This is a genomic window from Streptomyces sp. NPDC037242, from assembly GCF_055604165.1.
On the sequence record NZ_JBVJUY010000004.1, the window covers coordinates 198,036 to 215,172 of the forward strand.

Here is a 17,137-nt window from a genome sequence, read left to right on the forward strand (position 1 = left end):
CACGACCCAGTTCATCCCGCCCGTCCCGGCGGCCCCGGCAGCCCCGGCGCACGGGGAAGCCGCGACCCAGTTCATCCCGCCCGTCCCGGCGGCCCCGGCAGCCCCGGCGCACGGGGAAGCCGCGACCCAGTTCATCCCGCCCGTCCCGGCGGCCCCGGCGGCCCCGGCGGCCCCGGCGCACGAGGAGGCGGCGACCCAGTTCATCCCGCCCGTCCCCGCCGGGCCGGGACCCGACCCGGCCGCCGGGTTCGACGGGCTGTTCCGCAACGACGCCCCCGGCTCCGAGGGGCACACCCAGCACCTGCCGCCGATCCAGGAGCCGGTGCTGCGGCGGCCGCAGCCGCGCCAGTACCCGCCGCGCGCGCAGGGCCCCGTACCGCCCCGGCACCAGCAGCAGTACCCGCCGCAGTTCCAGCAGCCGCAGGGGCCGCCGCCGCAGCAGTTCCAGCAGCAGCCCCCGCAGCCGCCGCAGTACGCGACGCCCCAGCAGCAGTTCCGCCAGCCCGAGCCGGAGAGCGCCCGCCGGGTCTCGCCCGCGATCATCGCGGCGGGTGTCATCGGGCTGGTCGTGGCCGGGCTCGGGGTCGGCTCGCTGCTCGGCAGCGGCGACGGCAAGCCGCAGAACAGCGACCCCGGCGCGGTGGCGGCCGCACCGAGCGCGGCTGCGGGCAAGGGGTCCGCGGCCCCCGGCGGCGAGGCACCCCTCGACCCGGCCCAGCCCCAGGCCGTCCAGCTGGACAAGCTCCTCGCGGACAGCAACGACAGCCGCGCCAGCGTGATCCGCGCCGTGGAGGACATCAAGGGCTGCCGCAACCTCGACCAGGCGGCCACCGACCTGCGCGGCGCGGCCCGCCAGCGCGAGGAGCTGGTGACCCGGCTCCAGGAGCTGAAGGTCGACAAGCTCCCGGACAACGTGAAGCTCACCGGCGCCCTCTCGAAGGCCTGGCAGGCCTCCGCGGACGCCGACGAGAGCTACGCGGACTGGGCGGACGACGTGAACCACGACAAGGACAAGTGCAAGGACGGCAAGGCCAAGTCCACGGACAACGCCTCCGACGGCAACAAGTCGAGCGGCGAGGCCACCAAGGCCAAGGAGCAGGCGGCGGGCCTGTGGAACTCGATCGCGGCCAAGTACGGCCTCACCAAGCGCGACAAGTCCCAACTCTGATCCACAGGTCCGCCTCGGCCCACGGCCCCGGCCGCAGGACCTAGTTCACGGGCGGGGCCTGCTCCAGGGTCGGCGTCATGTCCATCGACTGCTCACCCGGCTGGGCGACGAGGCGGCCCTGCTGGACGATCTGGAAGGTGACCTGGCCGTTCACTATGCGCGGGAAGCCGGCGACGGCCCGCATGTCCTGGTAGCGCCAGCTCAGGTCCGGGGTGAGGCCGCCGGTCGTGACGGCCTCGGACTGGTTCAGCGCGCGGGCGAGCTTGCGCGCGGTGATGCCGTCGCCGTCCTTGAACCGCCTGACGACCTCGCTCAGCACGGTGTAGGCGATCCAGGTGGTCTGCGCACCGCTGTCGTCGGCGTCGAGGTTGTTGTCGCCGAAGGCCTGGTCGGAGATCACCTTGCGCATCGGCTCCCACAGCGGATCGGCGGAGACCGGGTACCAGCTGGTCAGGTACGCGCCCTCGAAGGGGCTCTCCCGGCCGCCGGTGCGGTCCACGAGGGACTGGCTGACGGATCCGAGCACCGAGGAGATCTGCGGTCTCTTGCGCTGGGCGTCGGTGCGCCGGAAGGCGTCGAAGAAGGTCTCGGTGCGCTCGCCGAGCACCGCGGCCACGCAGCCCCGGTCCTTGCCGCCGGTGGAGCCCGCGAGTGCCTCGCGGGCCTGCGGGACGAAGTCGGCGGAGTCCTCGGCGGCCCGGATGTCGTTGGCCTCGGGCATCTTGCTGGCCTTGAGCCCGGCGTTGAGCAGCACCGGAAGCGAGTCGCCCGCGAGGGTGTCGGGGCGGACCAGTGCCACCTGGCCGCAGGCGCGGCCCAACTGGTGGCCGGCGCCCGCGAGGAGCACCGGCTGGCCGCCGTTGACGGGGTAGGACAGCGTGGACTGGAACTCTTCCGGGGAGACTCCGTACCCGCCGATGAAGGGGATGCCCTCGGCCTCCAGCGGGGCCATGAAGGCACGGCCGTGCTGGCTGTACGAGCCGACGACGGCGACGGCCTTCTCGGCGATCGCCTTGCGGGCGCAGTCGGCGGCGCCGGCGGCGGTGTTGCGCTCGTTGCAGGTCAGGACGCGGAGCTTGCGGCCGTTGATGCCGCCCTTGGAGTTGACCCAGCGTTCGTAGGCCTTGCCCATGGCGGGCATTCCCGGCATGTTGGTCGCATTGGTGCCCTCGGGTGCGAAGGTCATGACGGTGATGGCGGCGGACCCCCCGGAGCCCCCCGGGCCTCCGGGGAGCGCTCCGCAGCCGGTGACGAGACACGCGCCCACCAAGGTGGCCACGATGGTGCGAGGGAGCCTTGTCGTGCGTCGCCGTTCGGTCATGGTCACGAACGATTCCGCCCCGCGGGGAACTCAGGTGTGAGGTGTACACAACATAAAGTGACGCGAAGGTGAATTGCGGGTGCCGGTTGCGGGTGCCGGTCCCGCGGCCGGTCGCGCACAGGCGCTTCAAGATCGCGCAAGAGGTGAACGTACGATCGAAAGCGTGACATTCGCCCAAGGTTCGAAGAACTCTTCCCGCCGTGGCGGCCGCTCCTCCACCATGGGCGGCATGCCCCTCAACGACATGCCGTGGTGGCGCTGGCGCAGCAACGTGCGCTCGGCGCTGCACATGCTTTCCGATCCGGCGTTCCAGGAGGAGATCTGGCTGACCGGCGCCGAGGGGTACGGGGACGTCACAGACGCCGTGTACCGACTCGTCGAGGACACCTGGCTCGACAGCTGGTCCGCGGAGAAGTACGTCGGCACGATCTTCCGCGACTCCCAGGAAGCGGCACTGGTGGACCTCGCGGTGCTGCGGGTGCTGCGCATCCTCCACCAGATCGGCCCCGACGCCCCCGTCTCCACCTACCTGGAGCACCACGCGTGGCCCGAAGCGGTACGCGCCGCGCGCGAGGCGCACGTACGGCTGGCGACGGCGGACGGCGACGACCCGGACGCGCGGCCTCGGTCTATAGAAGTGCTGAAGATCCTCACCCGCGCGGTGTGAAAGGCTGTGCCGTCATGAGCGACGACACCCAGCCCCAGCAGTCCCAGCAGTACGTGCTGACCCTCTCCTGCCCCGACAAGCAGGGCATCGTGCACGCGGTGTCCAGCTACCTCTTCATGACCGGGTGCAACATCGAGGACAGCCGTCAGTTCGGCGACCGGGACACCGGCCTCTTCTTCATGCGCGTCCACTTCTCGGCCGAGGGGTCGGTGACGGTGGACAAGCTGCGGGCCAGCTTCGCCGCCATCGGCGACAGCTTCCGCATGGACTGGCAGATCCACCGCGCCGACGAGCGCATGCGGATCGTGCTGATGGTGTCGAAGTTCGGGCACTGCCTCAACGACCTGCTGTTCCGTTCGAGCATCGGGGCCCTGCCCGTCGAGATCGCGGCCGTGGTGTCCAACCACAACGACTTCGCGGAGCTCGTGGGCTCGTACGACGTCCCGTTCGTGCACATCCCGGTGACGAAGGACACGAAGGCCGCCGCCGAGGCGCAGCTGCTGGAACTGGTGCGCTCCGAGAACGTCGAGCTGGTGGTCCTGGCCCGGTACATGCAGGTGTTGTCGGACACCCTGTGCAAGGAGCTGAGCGGGCGGATCATCAACATCCACCACTCGTTCCTGCCGAGCTTCAAGGGCGCGAAGCCGTACCACCAGGCGCACGCGCGCGGTGTGAAGCTGATCGGCGCGACCGCGCACTACGTGACGGCCGACCTCGACGAGGGCCCGATCATCGAGCAGGAGGTCGAGCGCGTCGGCCACGAGGTCACCCCGGACCAGCTGGTGGCCATCGGCCGCGACGTGGAGTGTCAGGCGCTGGCCCGCGCGGTGAAGTGGCACAGCGAGCACCGCGTCCTCCTGAACGGCACCCGCACGGTCGTCTTCGCGTAGGCGGCAGGAGGCCGGTGGCAGGAGGCCTCCCGGCCGGGGACGCCCCCGGCCGGAGCGCACCTACAGGCGGCTGAGGGACGCGGCGGCGAAGAGGACGTCACGGATGGCCTCGCGGTCGCCGTGCTGGCCCACGGCCGCCTCCTCCGGGGAGATGTGGCCGGCGGCCAGCTGGCAGAACTCCGCCCCGTCCAGCGCGATCCGGGCCACCGTGTGGTCCGGGGACGGCTTCGCCGCCGGGGAGTCCAGGGCGATGTCCCAGCCGCCTCCGCCCGCGCCCTCGATCTCCAGGTGCAGGGTTCGGCCGGGGGCGCCCGCCGCGACCAGGCCGCGCGCCGGAGCGGCGAGTCCCGCACGCCGGCGTACGGCCAGCGCCGCCGGCAGGAGCCGCGCCGCCAGGTCGATCATCCGGTGCAGGTGCGGGCCGGACGGCGGGTCGTAGGGGTAGTCCACCGCCTCCGCGATGTCCCACGCGTGCACCCAGCACTCGAAGGCCCGCTCCAGGAAGGCGTCCCCGAGGGGCAGCGCGAACGAGCCGTAGTCCACCGCCAGCTCGGCGACGCCCCGGCCGGCGAAGGACACCGTACGGACCAGGGTGTGGCCCTGCTCCCGCCACGGCTCGCGCACCTGCCGGGTCGTCGGGTAGGGGGCCGAGCTCCAGAAGTGCTCCGTACGGCCCGCGGGGCCGCCGCCCGGCGGCGCGTCCGGGCCCAGCGGGTCGTCGAGCCCCAGCGCGCTCGCGACGATGCCGTCCACCGACAGCAGGTGCCCGATCACCCCCGCCACCGTGGTCCGGCGCGACTGCCGCCGCTCCTCCTCGAACCACTTGAGCCGCACCGGGGTGTGCCACTCCGAATCACCGAAGTCGCGCAGCAGTGCGTCGAGCCGCGCGGTCTCGGTGTCGTACGGGGTCGCCCACACCGGCACCGGGATCCGTGCCGGCCGCTTGCCCAGGCAGTCCTCCAGCACGCGCGAGCGCAGCAGGGGCTTGAGGTCGAGGCTCTCCTCGGGGTGCAGCAGCCCCACCGCGTCGCGCAGCCGCAGCGCCTCCTCGGCGCAGGGCGCGCACTCGGTGAGGTGGTCCTCCACGGCCTGCGTCTCCTCGGGGGAGCACGCGGCGAGCGCCCAGGCGCCGAGCAGGGACTTCAGTACGGCGTGCGTCGGCGCGGGCATCCGAGCGGGGACCGGCGGGGGCGTCGGCATCGGGACGGGCTCCGGCAGGGGCTGCGGCGCGTGCTGCGGGTCGAGGTCGTCGGCGGGTCCGCGCGGACCCGGTATCCGAGCGCCGCCGGGCCGCTGGAATCCGTCGTCGGGCGACTCGGCGGGGTCGTTCATCGGGGGCTTCCATATCCGGGCTGGGCGGTGTCCTCCTGGGGGAGGGCGTTGGCGGTCGACAGCAGCTGTAGCCCCAGGCGCAGCCGGCGCCGGGCCTCGTCCTCGCTGATCTGCAGGTCGACGGCGGCCTGGCGGTAGTCGCGGCGTTTGAAGTAGGCGAGTTCGAGCGCGGCGCGCAGCGGCGCGGGCATGGAGGTGACGATGTAGTCGGCGCGGGCGGCGGCGCTGGCCCTGCGCACCTTCTGCTCCAGCTCCTCGCGCGAGCCGCGGCCCAGTTCGGCCTGGCGCAGCCGGGCGACGGCCTGGCCCTGGGTGATGCGGGCGACCCAGGAGCGCATGGAGCCCTGCTTGGGGTCGTACGCGTCCGGGTTCTCCCAGATGTAGCCGAACACTTCGCGGGTGATCCGGTCCGCGGCCTTCTCGTCGCCCAGGACCCGGTGCGCCAGGCTGTGCACGAGGGAGGCGAACCGGTCGTACAGCTCGCCGAGTGCGGCGGCCTCGCCGCGTGCCAGGCGCTGCTGCATGCGCCGGTCCCAGCGCGGTGGTACGTCCTTCGGCATCAGTGCCCCCAGGCGTGCGGCCGTGTGTCGACTCGTCGAATGTAGTGGGCACATGGCGGGGTCCGCCCGTTTTGCGGGAATCTCGCGCTGGAAGTGAGCCCTCCGTGATAAGGAGGTTGCGGGGGGTGAAGTGTGGTGCGCGACATGACACATGGGCACAAGCGTGCGCGCCCCGCCGCGCTCCCCGTGCGCTGGTTCGATGCGGCCACCTGGTTGACCGCTTCGCTTAACGTGCAGGCCACGGAGGCCGTACGCTCCTGCCTTGTCTTGATCTGAACCCCACGCACATGTGAAGGCGGAACGCCGAATATGGACAGCGCAGAGTACGAGCGCAAGATCGCCTCCCGATTCGCCACCTTCGACCAGGACGAATCCGGCTATATCGACCGCGAGGACTTCAGTACGGCAGCCAAGAACGTGCTGGCCGAATTCGGCACGACGGCCCGGTCCGACAAGGGCCAGGCCGTCTTCGCGGGCGCCGAGGCGTTCTGGCAGGGCATGGCCGGGATCGCGGACGTGGACGGCGACCAGCGGGTGTCCCGCGAGGAGTTCGTCACCGGCGCGGCGAAGCGGCTGCGGGACAACCCGGAGCGCTTCGCGGAGATCGCCCGGCCGTTCCTGCGGGCCGTGATCGCCGTGGCGCACGAGGACGGCGAAGGCGCCGGCGCTTCCCCGGCCGCGGCGGCCCGCGTCCTGCGCGTACTGGGCACCCCGGCCGAACTGGCCGGCCCGCTGGCCGAGGCCCTGGACGCGGACGGCGACGGCCGGATCCTGGAGGACGAGATCCTGAAGGCCTTCGCCGGCTACTGCGGCGTGGAAGCCCCGGACGCGTAACGGCGCGCGGCGGGCGGGGCGGGCGGGCAGGGCTCCTCGAACCCCGCCCGGCCGTCGGCCGCGCGCACGTGCGTAAGTACTACGCGTACCGCTCCCGGAGCTTGTACTTCAGCACTTTGCGCAGGGCGTCGTTGCGGGGCAGCGCCTCGACCAGCTCCAGCTGTTCGGGCAGCTTGTGCGTGGCCAGGCCCTGGCCGCGCAGGTGCGAGGTGAGTTCCGGCAGGGTCAGGGGGGCGGCGCCCGGGGGCTGTTCGACCACCGCGCAGACGCGTTCGCCGCGGTCCTCGTCGGGGAGGCCGATGACCGCGACGTCGGCTATGCCCGGGAGCGTGTGGAGCAGGTCCTCGATCTCCTTGGCCGAGATGTTCTCGCCCTTGCGGATGATCACGTCCTTGCTGCGGCCGGTGAGGACCAGGTAGCCGTCCTCGGTCAGGTGGCCCAGGTCGCCGGTGATCAGGTAGCCGTCGGGGTCGAAGACCTCCGCCGACTGGTCGCGGCCCAAGTACCCCTGGCAGACGGCTTCGCCGCGCAGCCGTACCTCGCCGTCCGTCCCCGCCGGGAGCACCTCGCCGTCCGGGCCCGTGATGCGGATGGACATGCCGGCCGGGGGTCGCCCCTCGGTCGTGGCGAGGTTCTCCGCGGTGTCGTCCGGGGCGCCCATCGTGATCATCGGGACCTCGGTCATGCCGTAGCCGTGGGTCAGCTGGCAGCCCAGCTCGCGCACGACCGCGTGGTAGATCTCCGGCGGCTTGGGGGCGCCGCCGCCCGCCAGCAGGCGCAGGGTGGGGATGAGCTTCGCGGCCGGGTCCTTGCGCTGTTCGGCCAGGAACATGGAGTAGAAGGCCGTCGACCCGCCCGCCACCGTCACGCCGTGGCGTCGGTAGCCGTCGAGCGCGTCCGGCATCGCGAACTTCTCGAACATGACGGCGGGGAAGCCGTACAGCAGCAGCATCACCGTGTAGTCGGGCCCGGCGATGTGGGCGTAGGGGAAGGCCATCGAGCCGACGTCGGCCGGGCTCAGGTGCAGGGCGTGCGCCAGGCAGGAGCCGCCCGCGATCAGTGAGCGGTCGGTGTGCAGGACGCCCTTGGGGTCGGAGGTGGTGCCGGAGGTCCAGTAGATCCACCGGACGTCCGTGCCGTGGGAGGGCGGCGGCGGGAGTGCGCCGGGGTCGCCCTCGGGCAGGGCCTCGTACGCCTCGAAGACGCCGCGGGCGCCGAGCCGCCGCGCCATCGCCGGGTAGTCGAAGCCGCGCCAGACTCCGGGTACGGCGAAGAACTCGGCCTTGGACTCGCGCAGGGCGAAGCCCACCTCGCGGTCGCGGTAGAAGGGGATGACGGGCGACTGGACGGCGCCGATGCGGGCGAGGGCGGCCGAGAGCAGCACCGTCTCGATGCGGGTGGGCAGTTGCCAGGCGACGACCGTGCCCGGGCGCACGCCCATGCCGTACAGGCCGGCCGCCACCCGCTCCGAGCGGTCGCGCAGCTCCCCGAAGGTCAGGCGGCGGTCGGCGGCCGGGTCCTCGGCGGCCTCGATCAGGACGGTGGCGTGCGGGGTCAGCGCGGCCCGGCGGGCGATCAGCTCCCACAGGGTTGCGGACCGGCTCAGTTCTCTCGCGGTGTCCGTCATCCCAGACCTCCCCATAGCTGACGGATAGTCAGATCAAGCGCAGAGCGTAGGGCGCCAGCGCTTGTCGGTCCAGGGGTGCCGGAGCTAGCTTGTTTCTGACGATCCATCAGATTGGCGAGGGGACACGGACAGCATGGAACTGCCTCGGATCATCAGCGTCGACGACCACGTCATCGAGCCCGCGCACCTGTTCGACGTCTGGCTGCCGGCCAAGTACCGCGACCGCGGCCCCAAGGCGCTCACCGCCGGCATCGGCGAACTCGCCTACACCGGCGGCAAGTACGTCATCACCATGGACCCCGACGGGCCGCCGACCGACTGGTGGATCTACGAGGACCTGAAGTTCCCGTACAAGCGCAACATCGCCGCCGTCGGCTTCGACCGCGACGACATGACCCTGGAGGGCATCACCCGCGCGGAGATGCGCCGGGGCTGCTGGGACCCCAAGGCGCGGCTGCTCGACATGGACCTCAACCACGTCGAGGCGTCCCTGTGCTTCCCGACCTTCCCGCGCTTCTGCGGCCAGACCTTCGCCGAGGCGCACGACAAGGAGGTCGCGCTCGCCTGCGTCCGCGCGTACAACGACTGGATGGTCGAGGAATGGTGCGGCGACAGCGGAGGCCGGCTGATCCCGCTGTGCATCATCCCCCTGTGGGACATCGACCTCGCCGTCGCCGAGATCCGCCGCAATGCGGCCCGCGGGGTGCGCGCGGTGACCTTCTCCGAGATCCCGACCTACCTGGGCCTGCCCTCGATCCACTCCGGCTACTGGGACCCCTTCTTCGCCGTCTGCCAGGAGACCGGCACCGTGGTCAACATGCACATCGGGTCCAGCTCCCAGATGCCCGCCGCGTCCCCCGACGCACCGCCCGCCGTCCAGGCCTCGCTCAGCTTCAACAACGCCATGGCCTCGATGATGGACTTCCTCTTCTCCGGCGTCCTCGTGAAGTTCCCGACGCTCAAACTCGCCTACAGCGAGGGCCAGATGGGCTGGATCCCCTACGCCCTGGAGCGCGCCGACGACGTGTGGCAGGAACACCGCGCCTGGGGCGGCGTCAAGGACCTGATCCCCGAGCCGCCGTCCACGTACTACTACCGGCAGATGTTCTGCTGCTTCTTCCGCGACAAGCACGGCATCGCCTCGCTCGACGTCGTCGGCCGCGACAACGCGACCTTCGAGACCGACTACCCGCACGTGGACTCGACCTTCCCGCACACCAAGGAGGTTGCCCTCGACCACGTCAAGGGCCTCGACGACGAGACCGTCTACAAACTCATGCGCGGCAACGCCATCCGCATGCTGGGTTTGGACCTGGACAGGGACCGCAAGGACCGCAAGGACCGGGCCAAGTAGTGGACCTGACCTACACGGAAGAGGAAGAGGACTTCCGGGCCCGGCTGCGCGAGTGGCTCGGCGCGGTGCTCCCCGGACTCCCCGCCAAGCCCTCGCCCGACGACTGGCCGGGCCGCCGCGCCTACGACCTCGGCTGGCAGCGCCTGCTCCACGACGCCGGGTACGCGGGCCTGCACTGGCCCGTCGACGCCGGCGGCCGCGGCGCCACCCCGACCCAGCACCTGATCTTCCTGGAGGAGACCGAACGCGCGGGCGCCCCGTACGTCGGCGCGAACTTCGTCGGCCTGCTGCACGCCGGACCGACCATCGCCGCCGAGGGCACGCCCGAGCAGCGCGCGCGCTGGCTGCCGCCCGTACTGCGCGGCGACGAGGTGTGGTGCCAGGGCTTCAGCGAGCCGGACGCGGGCTCCGACCTGGCCTCGCTGCGGACGCGGGCCGTCCGCGACGGCGACGACTACGTCGTCAGCGGCTCGAAGATCTGGACCTCGCACGCGGAGGTCGCCGACTGGTGCGAGCTGCTCGTACGCACCGACGCGCAGGCCCCGAAGCACCGGGGGATCTCCTGGCTGGCCATGCCGATGGACGCCCCGGGCGTGGAGATCCGGCCGCTGCGCACGCTCGCCGGGTCCACCGAGTTCGCGGAGGTGTTCCTCGACGAGGTGCGCGTCCCGGTCGCCAACCGGGTCGGCGCCGAGAACGACGGGTGGCGGGTCACGATGGTCACGCTGTCCTTCGAGCGCGGCACCGCCTTCGTCGGCGAGGTCGTCGCCTGCCGGCGGACCCTCGGCGCCCTCGCTCGCACGGCGAAGGCGAACGGCCGCTGGGACGATCCGGTACTGCGGCGCAGGCTCGGGCGGCTGTACGGGGAGTTCGGCGCGCTGTGGCGGCTCACGCAGTGGAACGTCAGCGAGTCGCAGCGCTCCGGCGGGGTCCCGGGCGTCGGCGGCTCCGTCTTCAAGCTGGCGTACTCGCACGCCCGCCAGGAGCTGTACGACACGGCCGCCGAGGTACTGGGGGCGCAGTCCCTCGACCTGGACGAGGAGTGGGCGCTGGACCGTCTCTCGTCGCTGTCCTACACGATCGCGGCGGGCACCTCGCAGATCCAGCGGAACATCGTCGCCGAGCGGATCCTCGGCCTCCCGAAGGGGCGGTGAGCGGGATGGACTTCCAGCCGACGCAGGACCAGCGGGACCTGCGGGCCGGTGTACGGGACCTGCTGGCCGGGCGGTACGGGCGCGAGGCGCTGCGCGCGGCGGTCGACGGCGCGGGCGCGGGAGGCGGGGCCGTGGTGGACCGCAAGCTGTGGCGGGAGCTCGGCGAGGCCGGGTTCTTCGCGCTGCGGCTGCCGGAGGCCGACGGCGGGGTCGGGCTGGGCCTGCCCGAGGCGGTCCTCGTCTTCGAGGAGGCCGGGCGGGCGCTGCTGCCGGGGCCGCTGGTCGCCACGCACCTGGCGGCCGGGACGGTACCGGGGGCCGCCGCCGGGACGGCGGTGGTGACGGCCTTCGACCTCGGGGGCCCGCTGGTGGCGTACCTGGCGGAGTCGGACGCGGTGCTCGGGGCCCCGGCCGGGGCCGCGGTCCCGGCGGGGGAGCCGGTGCGCTCGGCGGATCCGCTGACCCCGCTGCACCGGGTGCCGCAGGCCGCGCCGGCGGCGGCGGGGGGCGTGGCGGCGTCGGCGGCGTCGGCGGCGTACCGGGAGGAGGGGGCGCTGCTGACGGCGGCCCTCCAACTCGGCAGCGCGCTGCGGACGGTGGAGCTGGCCGTGGAGTACGCGGGGCAGCGCGAGCAGTTCGGGCAGCCGATCGGGGCGTTCCAGGCGGTCAAGCACCTGTGCGCGCAGATGCTGGTGCGGGCGGAGGTGGCCCGTACGGCGGTCTACGCGGCGGCGGTGACGGCCGACGCGGGGGAGGTGGCGGCCGCGAAGCTGCTGGCGGACGAGGCGGCGGTGCTGGGCGCCCGGGACTGCCTCCAGGTGCACGGCGGGATGGGCTTCACCTGGGAGGCGGACGTGCACCTGCACCTGAAGCGGGCCTGGGTGCGGGCGGAGCAGTGGCGCACCGCGGCGCAGGCGCAGGAGCTGCTGGCGGCGGAGCTGCTGGGCGAGGCCCTGTCGTAGCTCGGTGTGATGACCGGCGCGGAGCGGGGGCACGGGAAGGACGGCGAGGGACGCATGTCCGATTACAGAGAGTTGATATCGGTTTGTGTCCTTCGCCCACCCGCTTGCGGCCTGGAGGCGGGGGTCGGCTCCGGTACGCTCCCACGAATGCGAGCGGTTGAGCGGCGCGAGCGTCGCACAGTATGCACCACGCCTACTCCTTCGCGCTGGAATATGCCCGAAGCGCTTGTTGTGGTGACTGTATGTCAACCATGCTGCTCGGCAAGGGGGTCACGGCCCGTGATCCCATCCTGTCGCGAGGCGAAGTGTCCGCCGGTTCGGATGGTGTGAGCGGTGCAGGTGCTTCAGGTTCAGCTGGAGGTAGGTCCGGATCCCGCCGAGGTCGGCCGGGCCCGCCGATGGGCGCGGTCGCGGCTCGCGGGGTCGGGCATAGGGGATGACGAGCCGCTAGCCGAGACGCTGATCCTGCTGATCTCCGAGCTGGTCACCAACGCGGTCGTGCACACCGGCTGTCCGGCCGTCCTGCGGATGCTGTTCGGGGGCCCGGGCGTACGGGTCGAGGTCGCGGACGCGAGTGACCGGGCGCCGTCCCGCCGACAGGCCGCCGGGGACGACACGGGCGGCCGCGGCCTGGAGCTGGTGGACGGCCTGGCGGACCGCTGGGGCTGGCAGCGCGAGGGTGCGGGCAAGCGCATCTGGTGCGAGATCGACCGTGCGGAGAAGGCCGCGGAGAAGGCGGCGGAGGGGCCGGGCGCGGCCACGGGATGCCCTTCGAAAATTCGCAGCCAGATCCGGGAACCGCGCGTGTACCTCTAACGAGGTGTTGACGGTTCGTCACCTGTTGATCACCCTTGTGTTTGAGCGATTCGTCGCGAGGGGACGCCAAGGGTCCTGCCTTGACGAGTGCGGGTCGCGGGGTGGCGGCTGCCGTGCCGCGCTCGGGGCGTGCACGCGCGCACGCCGCCACCCGCAGAACCCGACCCTCGGTGGGTCAGAGGACGGCCACCGGGGCGACCGGGGTGCCTGTGCCGCCTACGAAGGGTTCGGGCATCGCCGAGAGCAGGAAGGCGTAACGGTTCTCTTCTGCACAGGCTGTGGACAACTTTTCGAGATTCCAGTTCTGGCCCTGGTGCATGCCCATCTCGACCAGGTCGAGGGCGTGCACGGGCAGCCACAGGTCCTCGACCTCCGGGGGGAAGATCTCGAAGGTCAGGGTGTCGTTGGCGACGGCGGCCACGTCCCGGGCGTGGAACCACTCCGGCGTACGGATGGACAGGCCGGGCGACGGGAAGCCGTAGCCGTGCTTGTCGCCCGCCAGGTAGAGCTGGATCTGTCCGGTGCGTACGAGGACGATGTCGCCGGCCCGGACCGTGACCCCGCCGAACTCCTCGGCCTCCGCGAGGTCTTCCGGCGTGACGGCGTGATCGCCCGGCAGCCGGTCCAGGCCCTTCGCGCGGGCCACGTCCAGCAGGACCCCGCGCGAGACGATGTGCCCGGCCTTGTCGATTCCGCTGAACTCGGCCCGCGCGTGCGCCGTGATCGTGGACGCCGGGCGGCCGTTGTAGATCTTGCCCGAGTGCGAGACGTGGGTCAGCGCGTCCCAGTGGGTGCCGGCCTGTAGGCCCATCGTCACCGCGTCGTCGCTGCACGCCACCGTGCCCGGGCCGAAGATCTCCTGGTTGACCTGGACCATCGTGTGGTGCGGGTTGATGCGCCCCGGGATCATCCCCACCTGCACCCCGTCCTCCTTCAGGGGCAGCGCCAGCGGTATCCGGCGCCCGGTCCGGACCTCCTGCGCGGCCGCCCGTACGACCTCGTCGGTGATCAGGTTCAGGGTCCCGATCTCGTCGTCGGCGCCCCAGCGGCCCCAGTTGTTGATGCGCTTGGCGATGTCGTGGAACTCGGCCGGCAGGGCCATGACCTCATCAGCTCCTTGTGGAGGGGGGAGTGCGGCAAGACAGCCCTAGGGCTTGTGCAGCGGCATCCGACTAGTCATAGAATCTAACGGACCGTCAGAAAACGCGGGAAGGGGCCGGACGTGGGGAACTTCTTGGCAGGCAAGGTCGTCGCCGTCACAGGCGCGGGCCGGGGCATCGGCCGGGCCGTGGCGCTCGCCGCGGCCGCCGAGGGCGCCAAGGTCGTCGTCAACGACTACGGCGTGGGCATCGAGGGCGGCGAGCCGACGAGCGAGATAGCCGAGGCCGTCGTGAAGGAGATCGTCGCGGCCGGCGGCGAAGCGGTCGCCGTCGCGGACGACATCTCCACCATGTCGGGCGGCCAGCGCATCGTCGACACCGCGCTCGCCCAGTACGGAAGCATCGACGGCGTCGTCTGCGTCGCCGGCATCCTGCGCGAGCGGATGCTCTTCAACATGTCCGAAGAGGAGTGGGACCCGGTGGTCGCCACCCACCTCAAGGGCACCTTCACCGTCTTCCGCGCCGCCTCCGCCGTCATGCGCAGGCAGGGCACCGGCACCCTCATCGGCTTCACCAGCGGCAACCACCAGGGATCCGTCGCGCAGGCCAACTACAGCGCCGCCAAGGGCGGGATCATCTCCCTCGTCCGCAGCGCCGCGCTCGGCCTGAGCAAGTACGGGGTCACCGCCAACGCCGTCGCCCCCGTCGCCCGTACCCGCATGTCGGCCAACGTGCCCATGGAGCTCAAGGAGATCGGCGAGCCCGAGGACGTCGCCGCTCTGGTCACCTACCTGCTCAGCGACCGGGCCAGGGCCGAGAACATCACCGGGCAGGTCTACACGATCGCCGGCCCGAAGATCGCCGTCTGGGCCCAGCCGCGCGAGCTGCGCGCCGGGTACGCCGAGGGCTCCTGGACCCCCGAAAAGATCGCCGACTTCCTGCCCGGGACCGTCGGCACCGACCCGATGCCGATGCTCGCGCAGCTGGAGGCCATGGCCAAGGCGGCGGCCGCCAAGGACCGCCCCAACGCGTAGGGGAGCGGCATGGACTTCAGCTTCGGCGCCGAGGTCGAGGAACTGCGCGCCCGCGCCCGGACGTGGCTCGACGAGCACCTCGTGGGCCCGTACGCGCAAGTCATCGGCCTCGGCGGCCCCGGCAGCGAGCACGAGGGGGTCGCGGCGCGGCGCGCCTGGGAGCGGGAGCTGGGCGGCGGCGGCTGGATCGGGCAGGGCTGGGAGGTGCCGGACGGGGCGTACGGGCAGCGGCGGCTCTCCCTCACCGGGCAGGTGGTGTGGGCCGAGGAGTACGCGGCGCTGCGCGCGCCCGGCCGGGTCGGCCACATCGGCGAGAACCTCCTCGCCCCGACGCTGATCGCCTACGGCACGCGCGAACAGCAGGACCGCTACCTCCCCGGCATCGCGCGCGGCGAGGAACTGTGGTGCCAGGGGTACTCCGAGCCGGGCGCCGGCTCCGACCTCGCGGGCATCCGCACGAGCGCCGTGCGGGACCCGGGCGACGGGCTGCTGCGCGTCACCGGGCAGAAGATCTGGACCTCCCTGGCCCAGGACGCCGACTGGTGCTTCGTACTGGCCCGCACGGAGGCGGGCTCCAAGCGGCACCGGGGGCTGTCGTTCCTGCTCGTACGCATGGACCAGCCGGGGCGGATCGACGTACGGCCGATCCGGCAGCTGTCGGGGACGAGCGAGTTCAACGAGGTGTTCTTCGACGCGGCGGTGGCGGCCGAGGTCGTCGGCGGGGAGGGCAACGGCTGGTCCGTGGCCATGGGCCTGCTCGCCCTGGAGCGGGGGGTCTCCACGCTGGTCCAGCAGATCGGCTTCGCGGCGGAGCTGGAGCGCGTGGTGGCGGCGTACGCCGCGTCGGGTACTGCGTCGGGCGCCGCTTCGGGCACTGCTTCGGGCGCGCCCGACCCCGTACTGCACGAGCGACTCGTACGGCAGTGGGCCGAGCTGCGCACCATGAGGTGGAACGCGCTGCGGACCCTCGGGGCGGCGGCCGCGGACGAGGGCGCGCCGAGCGTGGCGAAGCTGCTGTGGGGCGGCTGGCACCGGCGGCTCGGCGAGCTCGCGGTCGAGGTCCGCGGCGCGGCGGCGTCGGCCGGGCCGGCGGCGTGGGTGCCCGGGCTCCCGTACGAGCTCGGACTCGACGAGGAGCAGCGGCTGTTCCTGTTCACCCGTGCCGACACGATCTACGGCGGCTCGGACGAGATCCAGCGCAACATCATCGCCGAGCGCGTGCTCGGCCTGCCTAAGGAGCCCAGGTGAGAGGCGTCGTATTCGACGGCAAGCAGGCCCAGGTGGTCGACGACCTGGAGATACGGGATCCCGGCCCGGGCGAGGTGCTCGTCGCGATAGCGGCGGCGGGGCTCTGCCACAGCGACCTGTCGGTGATCGACGGGACGATTCCGTTCCCGCCGCCGGTGGTGCTGGGGCACGAGGGCGCGGGGGTCGTGGAGGCGGTCGGGCCGGGCATCACGCACGTGGCTCCGGGGGACCACGTATCGCTGTCCACCCTCGCCAACTGCGGGGCCTGCGCGGACTGCGACCGGGGGCGGCCGACCATGTGCCGCAAGGCGATCGGGATGCCGGGGCAGCCGTTCTCGCGGGGCGGGAAGCCGCTGTTCCAGTTCGCCTCCAACTCGGCCTTCGCCGAGCGGACGATCGTCAAGGCCGTACAGGCGGTGAAGATCCCGAAGGACATTCCGCTCACGTCCGCGGCGCTGATCGGGTGCGGTGTCCTGACCGGGGTCGGCGCGGTGCTGAACCGGGCGAAGGTGGACCGGGGCGAGTCGGTGGTCGTCATCGGCACGGGCGGGATCGGGCTCAACGTGCTGCAGGGCGCGAGGATCGCGGGCGCCACGACCATCGTGGCGGTGGACGCGAACCCGGCGAAGGAGGCGGTGGCCCGGCAGTTCGGCGCCACGCACTTCATCGACGCGTCGGCCGTGGCGGACTCGTCCGCGGCGGTGAAGGAGATCCTGCCGACCGGCGCGGACCACGCCTTCGAATGCGTCGGCAACGTGAAGCTGATCCGCCAGGCCGTCGACCTCCTGGACCGGCACGGGCAGGCGATCCTGCTCGGCGTGCCCGGCTTCCGGGAGGAGGCGTCCTTCCAGGTCTCGTCGATGTACCTGGACAAGACGATCATGGGCTGCCGGTACGGCTCCTCGCGCCCGCAGCGGGACATCGCCCTCTACGCGGAGCTGTACCGCCAGGGCCGGCTGCTGCTGGACGAACTGGTCACGGAGGTCTACCCGGTGGAGGACTTCGCCAAGGCCGTCGACGACGCCCACCACGGCCGCGTGGCCCGCGGGGTCCTGACCTTCTGAGCCGCC

16 protein-coding genes are annotated in these 17,137 nt (G+C 72.2%); 11 read left to right on the forward strand and 5 right to left on the reverse strand.

Annotated elements, in window-relative coordinates; genetic code table 11:
- The coding region (locus ACZ7GJ_RS07725) for a hypothetical protein (RefSeq protein ID WP_470750243.1) at positions 1-1,168 on the forward strand (1,168 nt) is incomplete at its 5' end.
- Between the two features lie 40 nt (positions 1,169-1,208).
- Here the strand turns inward: ACZ7GJ_RS07725 and ACZ7GJ_RS07730 are convergent.
- Positions 1,209-2,489 (reverse strand): ABC transporter substrate-binding protein, encoded by a 1,281-nt coding sequence (locus tag ACZ7GJ_RS07730; protein ID WP_470750244.1) that lies wholly within the window; start codon positions 2,487-2,489, stop codon positions 1,209-1,211.
- A 220-nt stretch (positions 2,490-2,709) separates the two neighbouring features.
- Here ACZ7GJ_RS07730 and ACZ7GJ_RS07735 point away from each other — a divergent pair, with 220 nt between their 5' ends.
- Positions 2,710-3,156: an SCO4402 family protein gene (locus ACZ7GJ_RS07735; RefSeq protein ID WP_365926151.1), complete on the forward strand. Its 447-nt coding sequence runs from the start codon at positions 2,710-2,712 to the stop codon at positions 3,154-3,156.
- Between the two features lie 14 nt (positions 3,157-3,170).
- Entirely contained in the window at positions 3,171-4,046 is an 876-nt protein-coding gene (gene purU / locus ACZ7GJ_RS07740) for a formyltetrahydrofolate deformylase (protein WP_470750245.1), read from the forward strand.
- Between the two features lie 60 nt (positions 4,047-4,106).
- Here the strand turns inward: purU and ACZ7GJ_RS07745 are convergent, their stop codons facing one another.
- The gene (locus tag ACZ7GJ_RS07745) at positions 4,107-5,378 is read right to left on the reverse strand and encodes a maleylpyruvate isomerase N-terminal domain-containing protein (RefSeq protein ID WP_470750246.1); all 1,272 of its coding nucleotides are present in this window, start codon (positions 5,376-5,378) and stop codon (positions 4,107-4,109) included.
- Complete coding sequence (locus tag ACZ7GJ_RS07750) at positions 5,375-5,938, reverse strand: sigma factor (protein ID WP_470750247.1); 564 nt, start codon at positions 5,936-5,938, stop codon at positions 5,375-5,377. The genes ACZ7GJ_RS07745 and ACZ7GJ_RS07750 overlap by 4 nt, the downstream gene beginning before the upstream one ends.
- Before the next feature lie 309 nt (positions 5,939-6,247).
- Between ACZ7GJ_RS07750 and ACZ7GJ_RS07755 the strand changes: the two genes are divergently transcribed.
- Positions 6,248-6,772, forward strand: a complete 525-nt coding sequence (locus tag ACZ7GJ_RS07755; protein ID WP_470750248.1) for an EF-hand domain-containing protein — start codon at positions 6,248-6,250, stop codon at positions 6,770-6,772.
- A gap of 79 nt (positions 6,773-6,851) precedes the next feature.
- Here the strand turns inward: ACZ7GJ_RS07755 and ACZ7GJ_RS07760 are convergent, their stop codons facing one another.
- A complete protein-coding gene (locus ACZ7GJ_RS07760; protein ID WP_470750249.1) occupies positions 6,852-8,399 on the reverse strand; it encodes a class I adenylate-forming enzyme family protein in 1,548 nt (515 codons plus the stop codon).
- Between the two features lie 133 nt (positions 8,400-8,532).
- Here ACZ7GJ_RS07760 and ACZ7GJ_RS07765 point away from each other — a divergent pair, with 133 nt between their 5' ends.
- From ACZ7GJ_RS07765 to ACZ7GJ_RS07780, 4 genes are all read left to right on the forward strand, one after another.
- Positions 8,533-9,753, forward strand: coding sequence for an amidohydrolase family protein (locus tag ACZ7GJ_RS07765; RefSeq protein ID WP_470750250.1), 1,221 nt, complete (start codon positions 8,533-8,535; stop codon positions 9,751-9,753).
- Positions 9,753-10,907: an acyl-CoA dehydrogenase gene (locus tag ACZ7GJ_RS07770; protein ID WP_470750251.1), complete on the forward strand. Its 1,155-nt coding sequence runs from the start codon at positions 9,753-9,755 to the stop codon at positions 10,905-10,907. Before ACZ7GJ_RS07765 ends, ACZ7GJ_RS07770 begins: the two co-directional genes overlap by 1 nt.
- A gap of 5 nt (positions 10,908-10,912) precedes the next feature.
- Positions 10,913-11,869 carry an acyl-CoA dehydrogenase family protein gene (locus ACZ7GJ_RS07775; RefSeq protein WP_470750252.1) on the forward strand — a complete coding sequence of 319 codons (957 nt, stop codon included), beginning with the start codon at positions 10,913-10,915 and terminating at the stop codon, positions 11,867-11,869.
- Positions 11,870-12,202: 333 nt separating this feature from the next.
- Positions 12,203-12,685, forward strand: a complete 483-nt coding sequence (locus ACZ7GJ_RS07780) for an ATP-binding protein (protein WP_470750253.1) — start codon at positions 12,203-12,205, stop codon at positions 12,683-12,685.
- Positions 12,686-12,860: 175 nt separating this feature from the next.
- On the opposite strand, the gene ACZ7GJ_RS07785 is transcribed toward ACZ7GJ_RS07780, so the two are convergent.
- Positions 12,861-13,787: a cyclase family protein gene (locus ACZ7GJ_RS07785; protein WP_470750254.1), complete on the reverse strand. Its 927-nt coding sequence runs from the start codon at positions 13,785-13,787 to the stop codon at positions 12,861-12,863.
- 120 nt (positions 13,788-13,907) lie between these two features.
- Here ACZ7GJ_RS07785 and ACZ7GJ_RS07790 point away from each other — a divergent pair, with 120 nt between their 5' ends.
- Genes ACZ7GJ_RS07790 through ACZ7GJ_RS07800 form a run of 3 tightly spaced genes read left to right on the forward strand, consistent with a single transcriptional unit; the run spans position 13,908 to position 17,131 of the window.
- Entirely contained in the window at positions 13,908-14,819 is a 912-nt protein-coding gene (locus ACZ7GJ_RS07790; RefSeq protein WP_470750255.1) for an SDR family oxidoreductase, read from the forward strand.
- A 9-nt stretch (positions 14,820-14,828) separates the two neighbouring features.
- Positions 14,829-16,067 carry an acyl-CoA dehydrogenase family protein gene (locus ACZ7GJ_RS07795; protein WP_470750256.1) on the forward strand — a complete coding sequence of 413 codons (1,239 nt, stop codon included), beginning with the start codon at positions 14,829-14,831 and terminating at the stop codon, positions 16,065-16,067.
- Positions 16,064-17,131 carry a Zn-dependent alcohol dehydrogenase gene (locus tag ACZ7GJ_RS07800; protein WP_470750257.1) on the forward strand — a complete coding sequence of 356 codons (1,068 nt, stop codon included), beginning with the start codon at positions 16,064-16,066 and terminating at the stop codon, positions 17,129-17,131. The genes ACZ7GJ_RS07795 and ACZ7GJ_RS07800 overlap by 4 nt, the downstream gene beginning before the upstream one ends.
- The last annotated feature ends 6 nt before the right edge of the window (positions 17,132-17,137 follow it).

What these genes read in the sequence shown, in the direction of transcription:
- ACZ7GJ_RS07730 (WP_470750244.1), bottom strand. Translation starts at nt 2,489, where the DNA reads ATGACCGAACGGCGACGCACGACAAGGCTCCCTCGCACCATCGTGGCC.
- ACZ7GJ_RS07735 (WP_365926151.1), top strand. Translation starts at nt 2,710, where the DNA reads ATGGGCGGCATGCCCCTCAACGACATGCCGTGGTGGCGCTGGCGCAGC.
- purU (WP_470750245.1), top strand. Translation starts at nt 3,171, where the DNA reads ATGAGCGACGACACCCAGCCCCAGCAGTCCCAGCAGTACGTGCTGACC.
- ACZ7GJ_RS07745 (WP_470750246.1), bottom strand. Translation starts at nt 5,378, where the DNA reads ATGAACGACCCCGCCGAGTCGCCCGACGACGGATTCCAGCGGCCCGGC.
- ACZ7GJ_RS07750 (WP_470750247.1), bottom strand. Translation starts at nt 5,938, where the DNA reads ATGCCGAAGGACGTACCACCGCGCTGGGACCGGCGCATGCAGCAGCGC.
- ACZ7GJ_RS07755 (WP_470750248.1), top strand. Translation starts at nt 6,248, where the DNA reads ATGGACAGCGCAGAGTACGAGCGCAAGATCGCCTCCCGATTCGCCACC.
- ACZ7GJ_RS07760 (WP_470750249.1), bottom strand. Translation starts at nt 8,399, where the DNA reads ATGACGGACACCGCGAGAGAACTGAGCCGGTCCGCAACCCTGTGGGAG.
- ACZ7GJ_RS07765 (WP_470750250.1), top strand. Translation starts at nt 8,533, where the DNA reads ATGGAACTGCCTCGGATCATCAGCGTCGACGACCACGTCATCGAGCCC.
- ACZ7GJ_RS07775 (WP_470750252.1), top strand. Translation starts at nt 10,913, where the DNA reads ATGGACTTCCAGCCGACGCAGGACCAGCGGGACCTGCGGGCCGGTGTA.
- ACZ7GJ_RS07785 (WP_470750254.1), bottom strand. Translation starts at nt 13,787, where the DNA reads ATGGCCCTGCCGGCCGAGTTCCACGACATCGCCAAGCGCATCAACAAC.
- ACZ7GJ_RS07795 (WP_470750256.1), top strand. Translation starts at nt 14,829, where the DNA reads ATGGACTTCAGCTTCGGCGCCGAGGTCGAGGAACTGCGCGCCCGCGCC.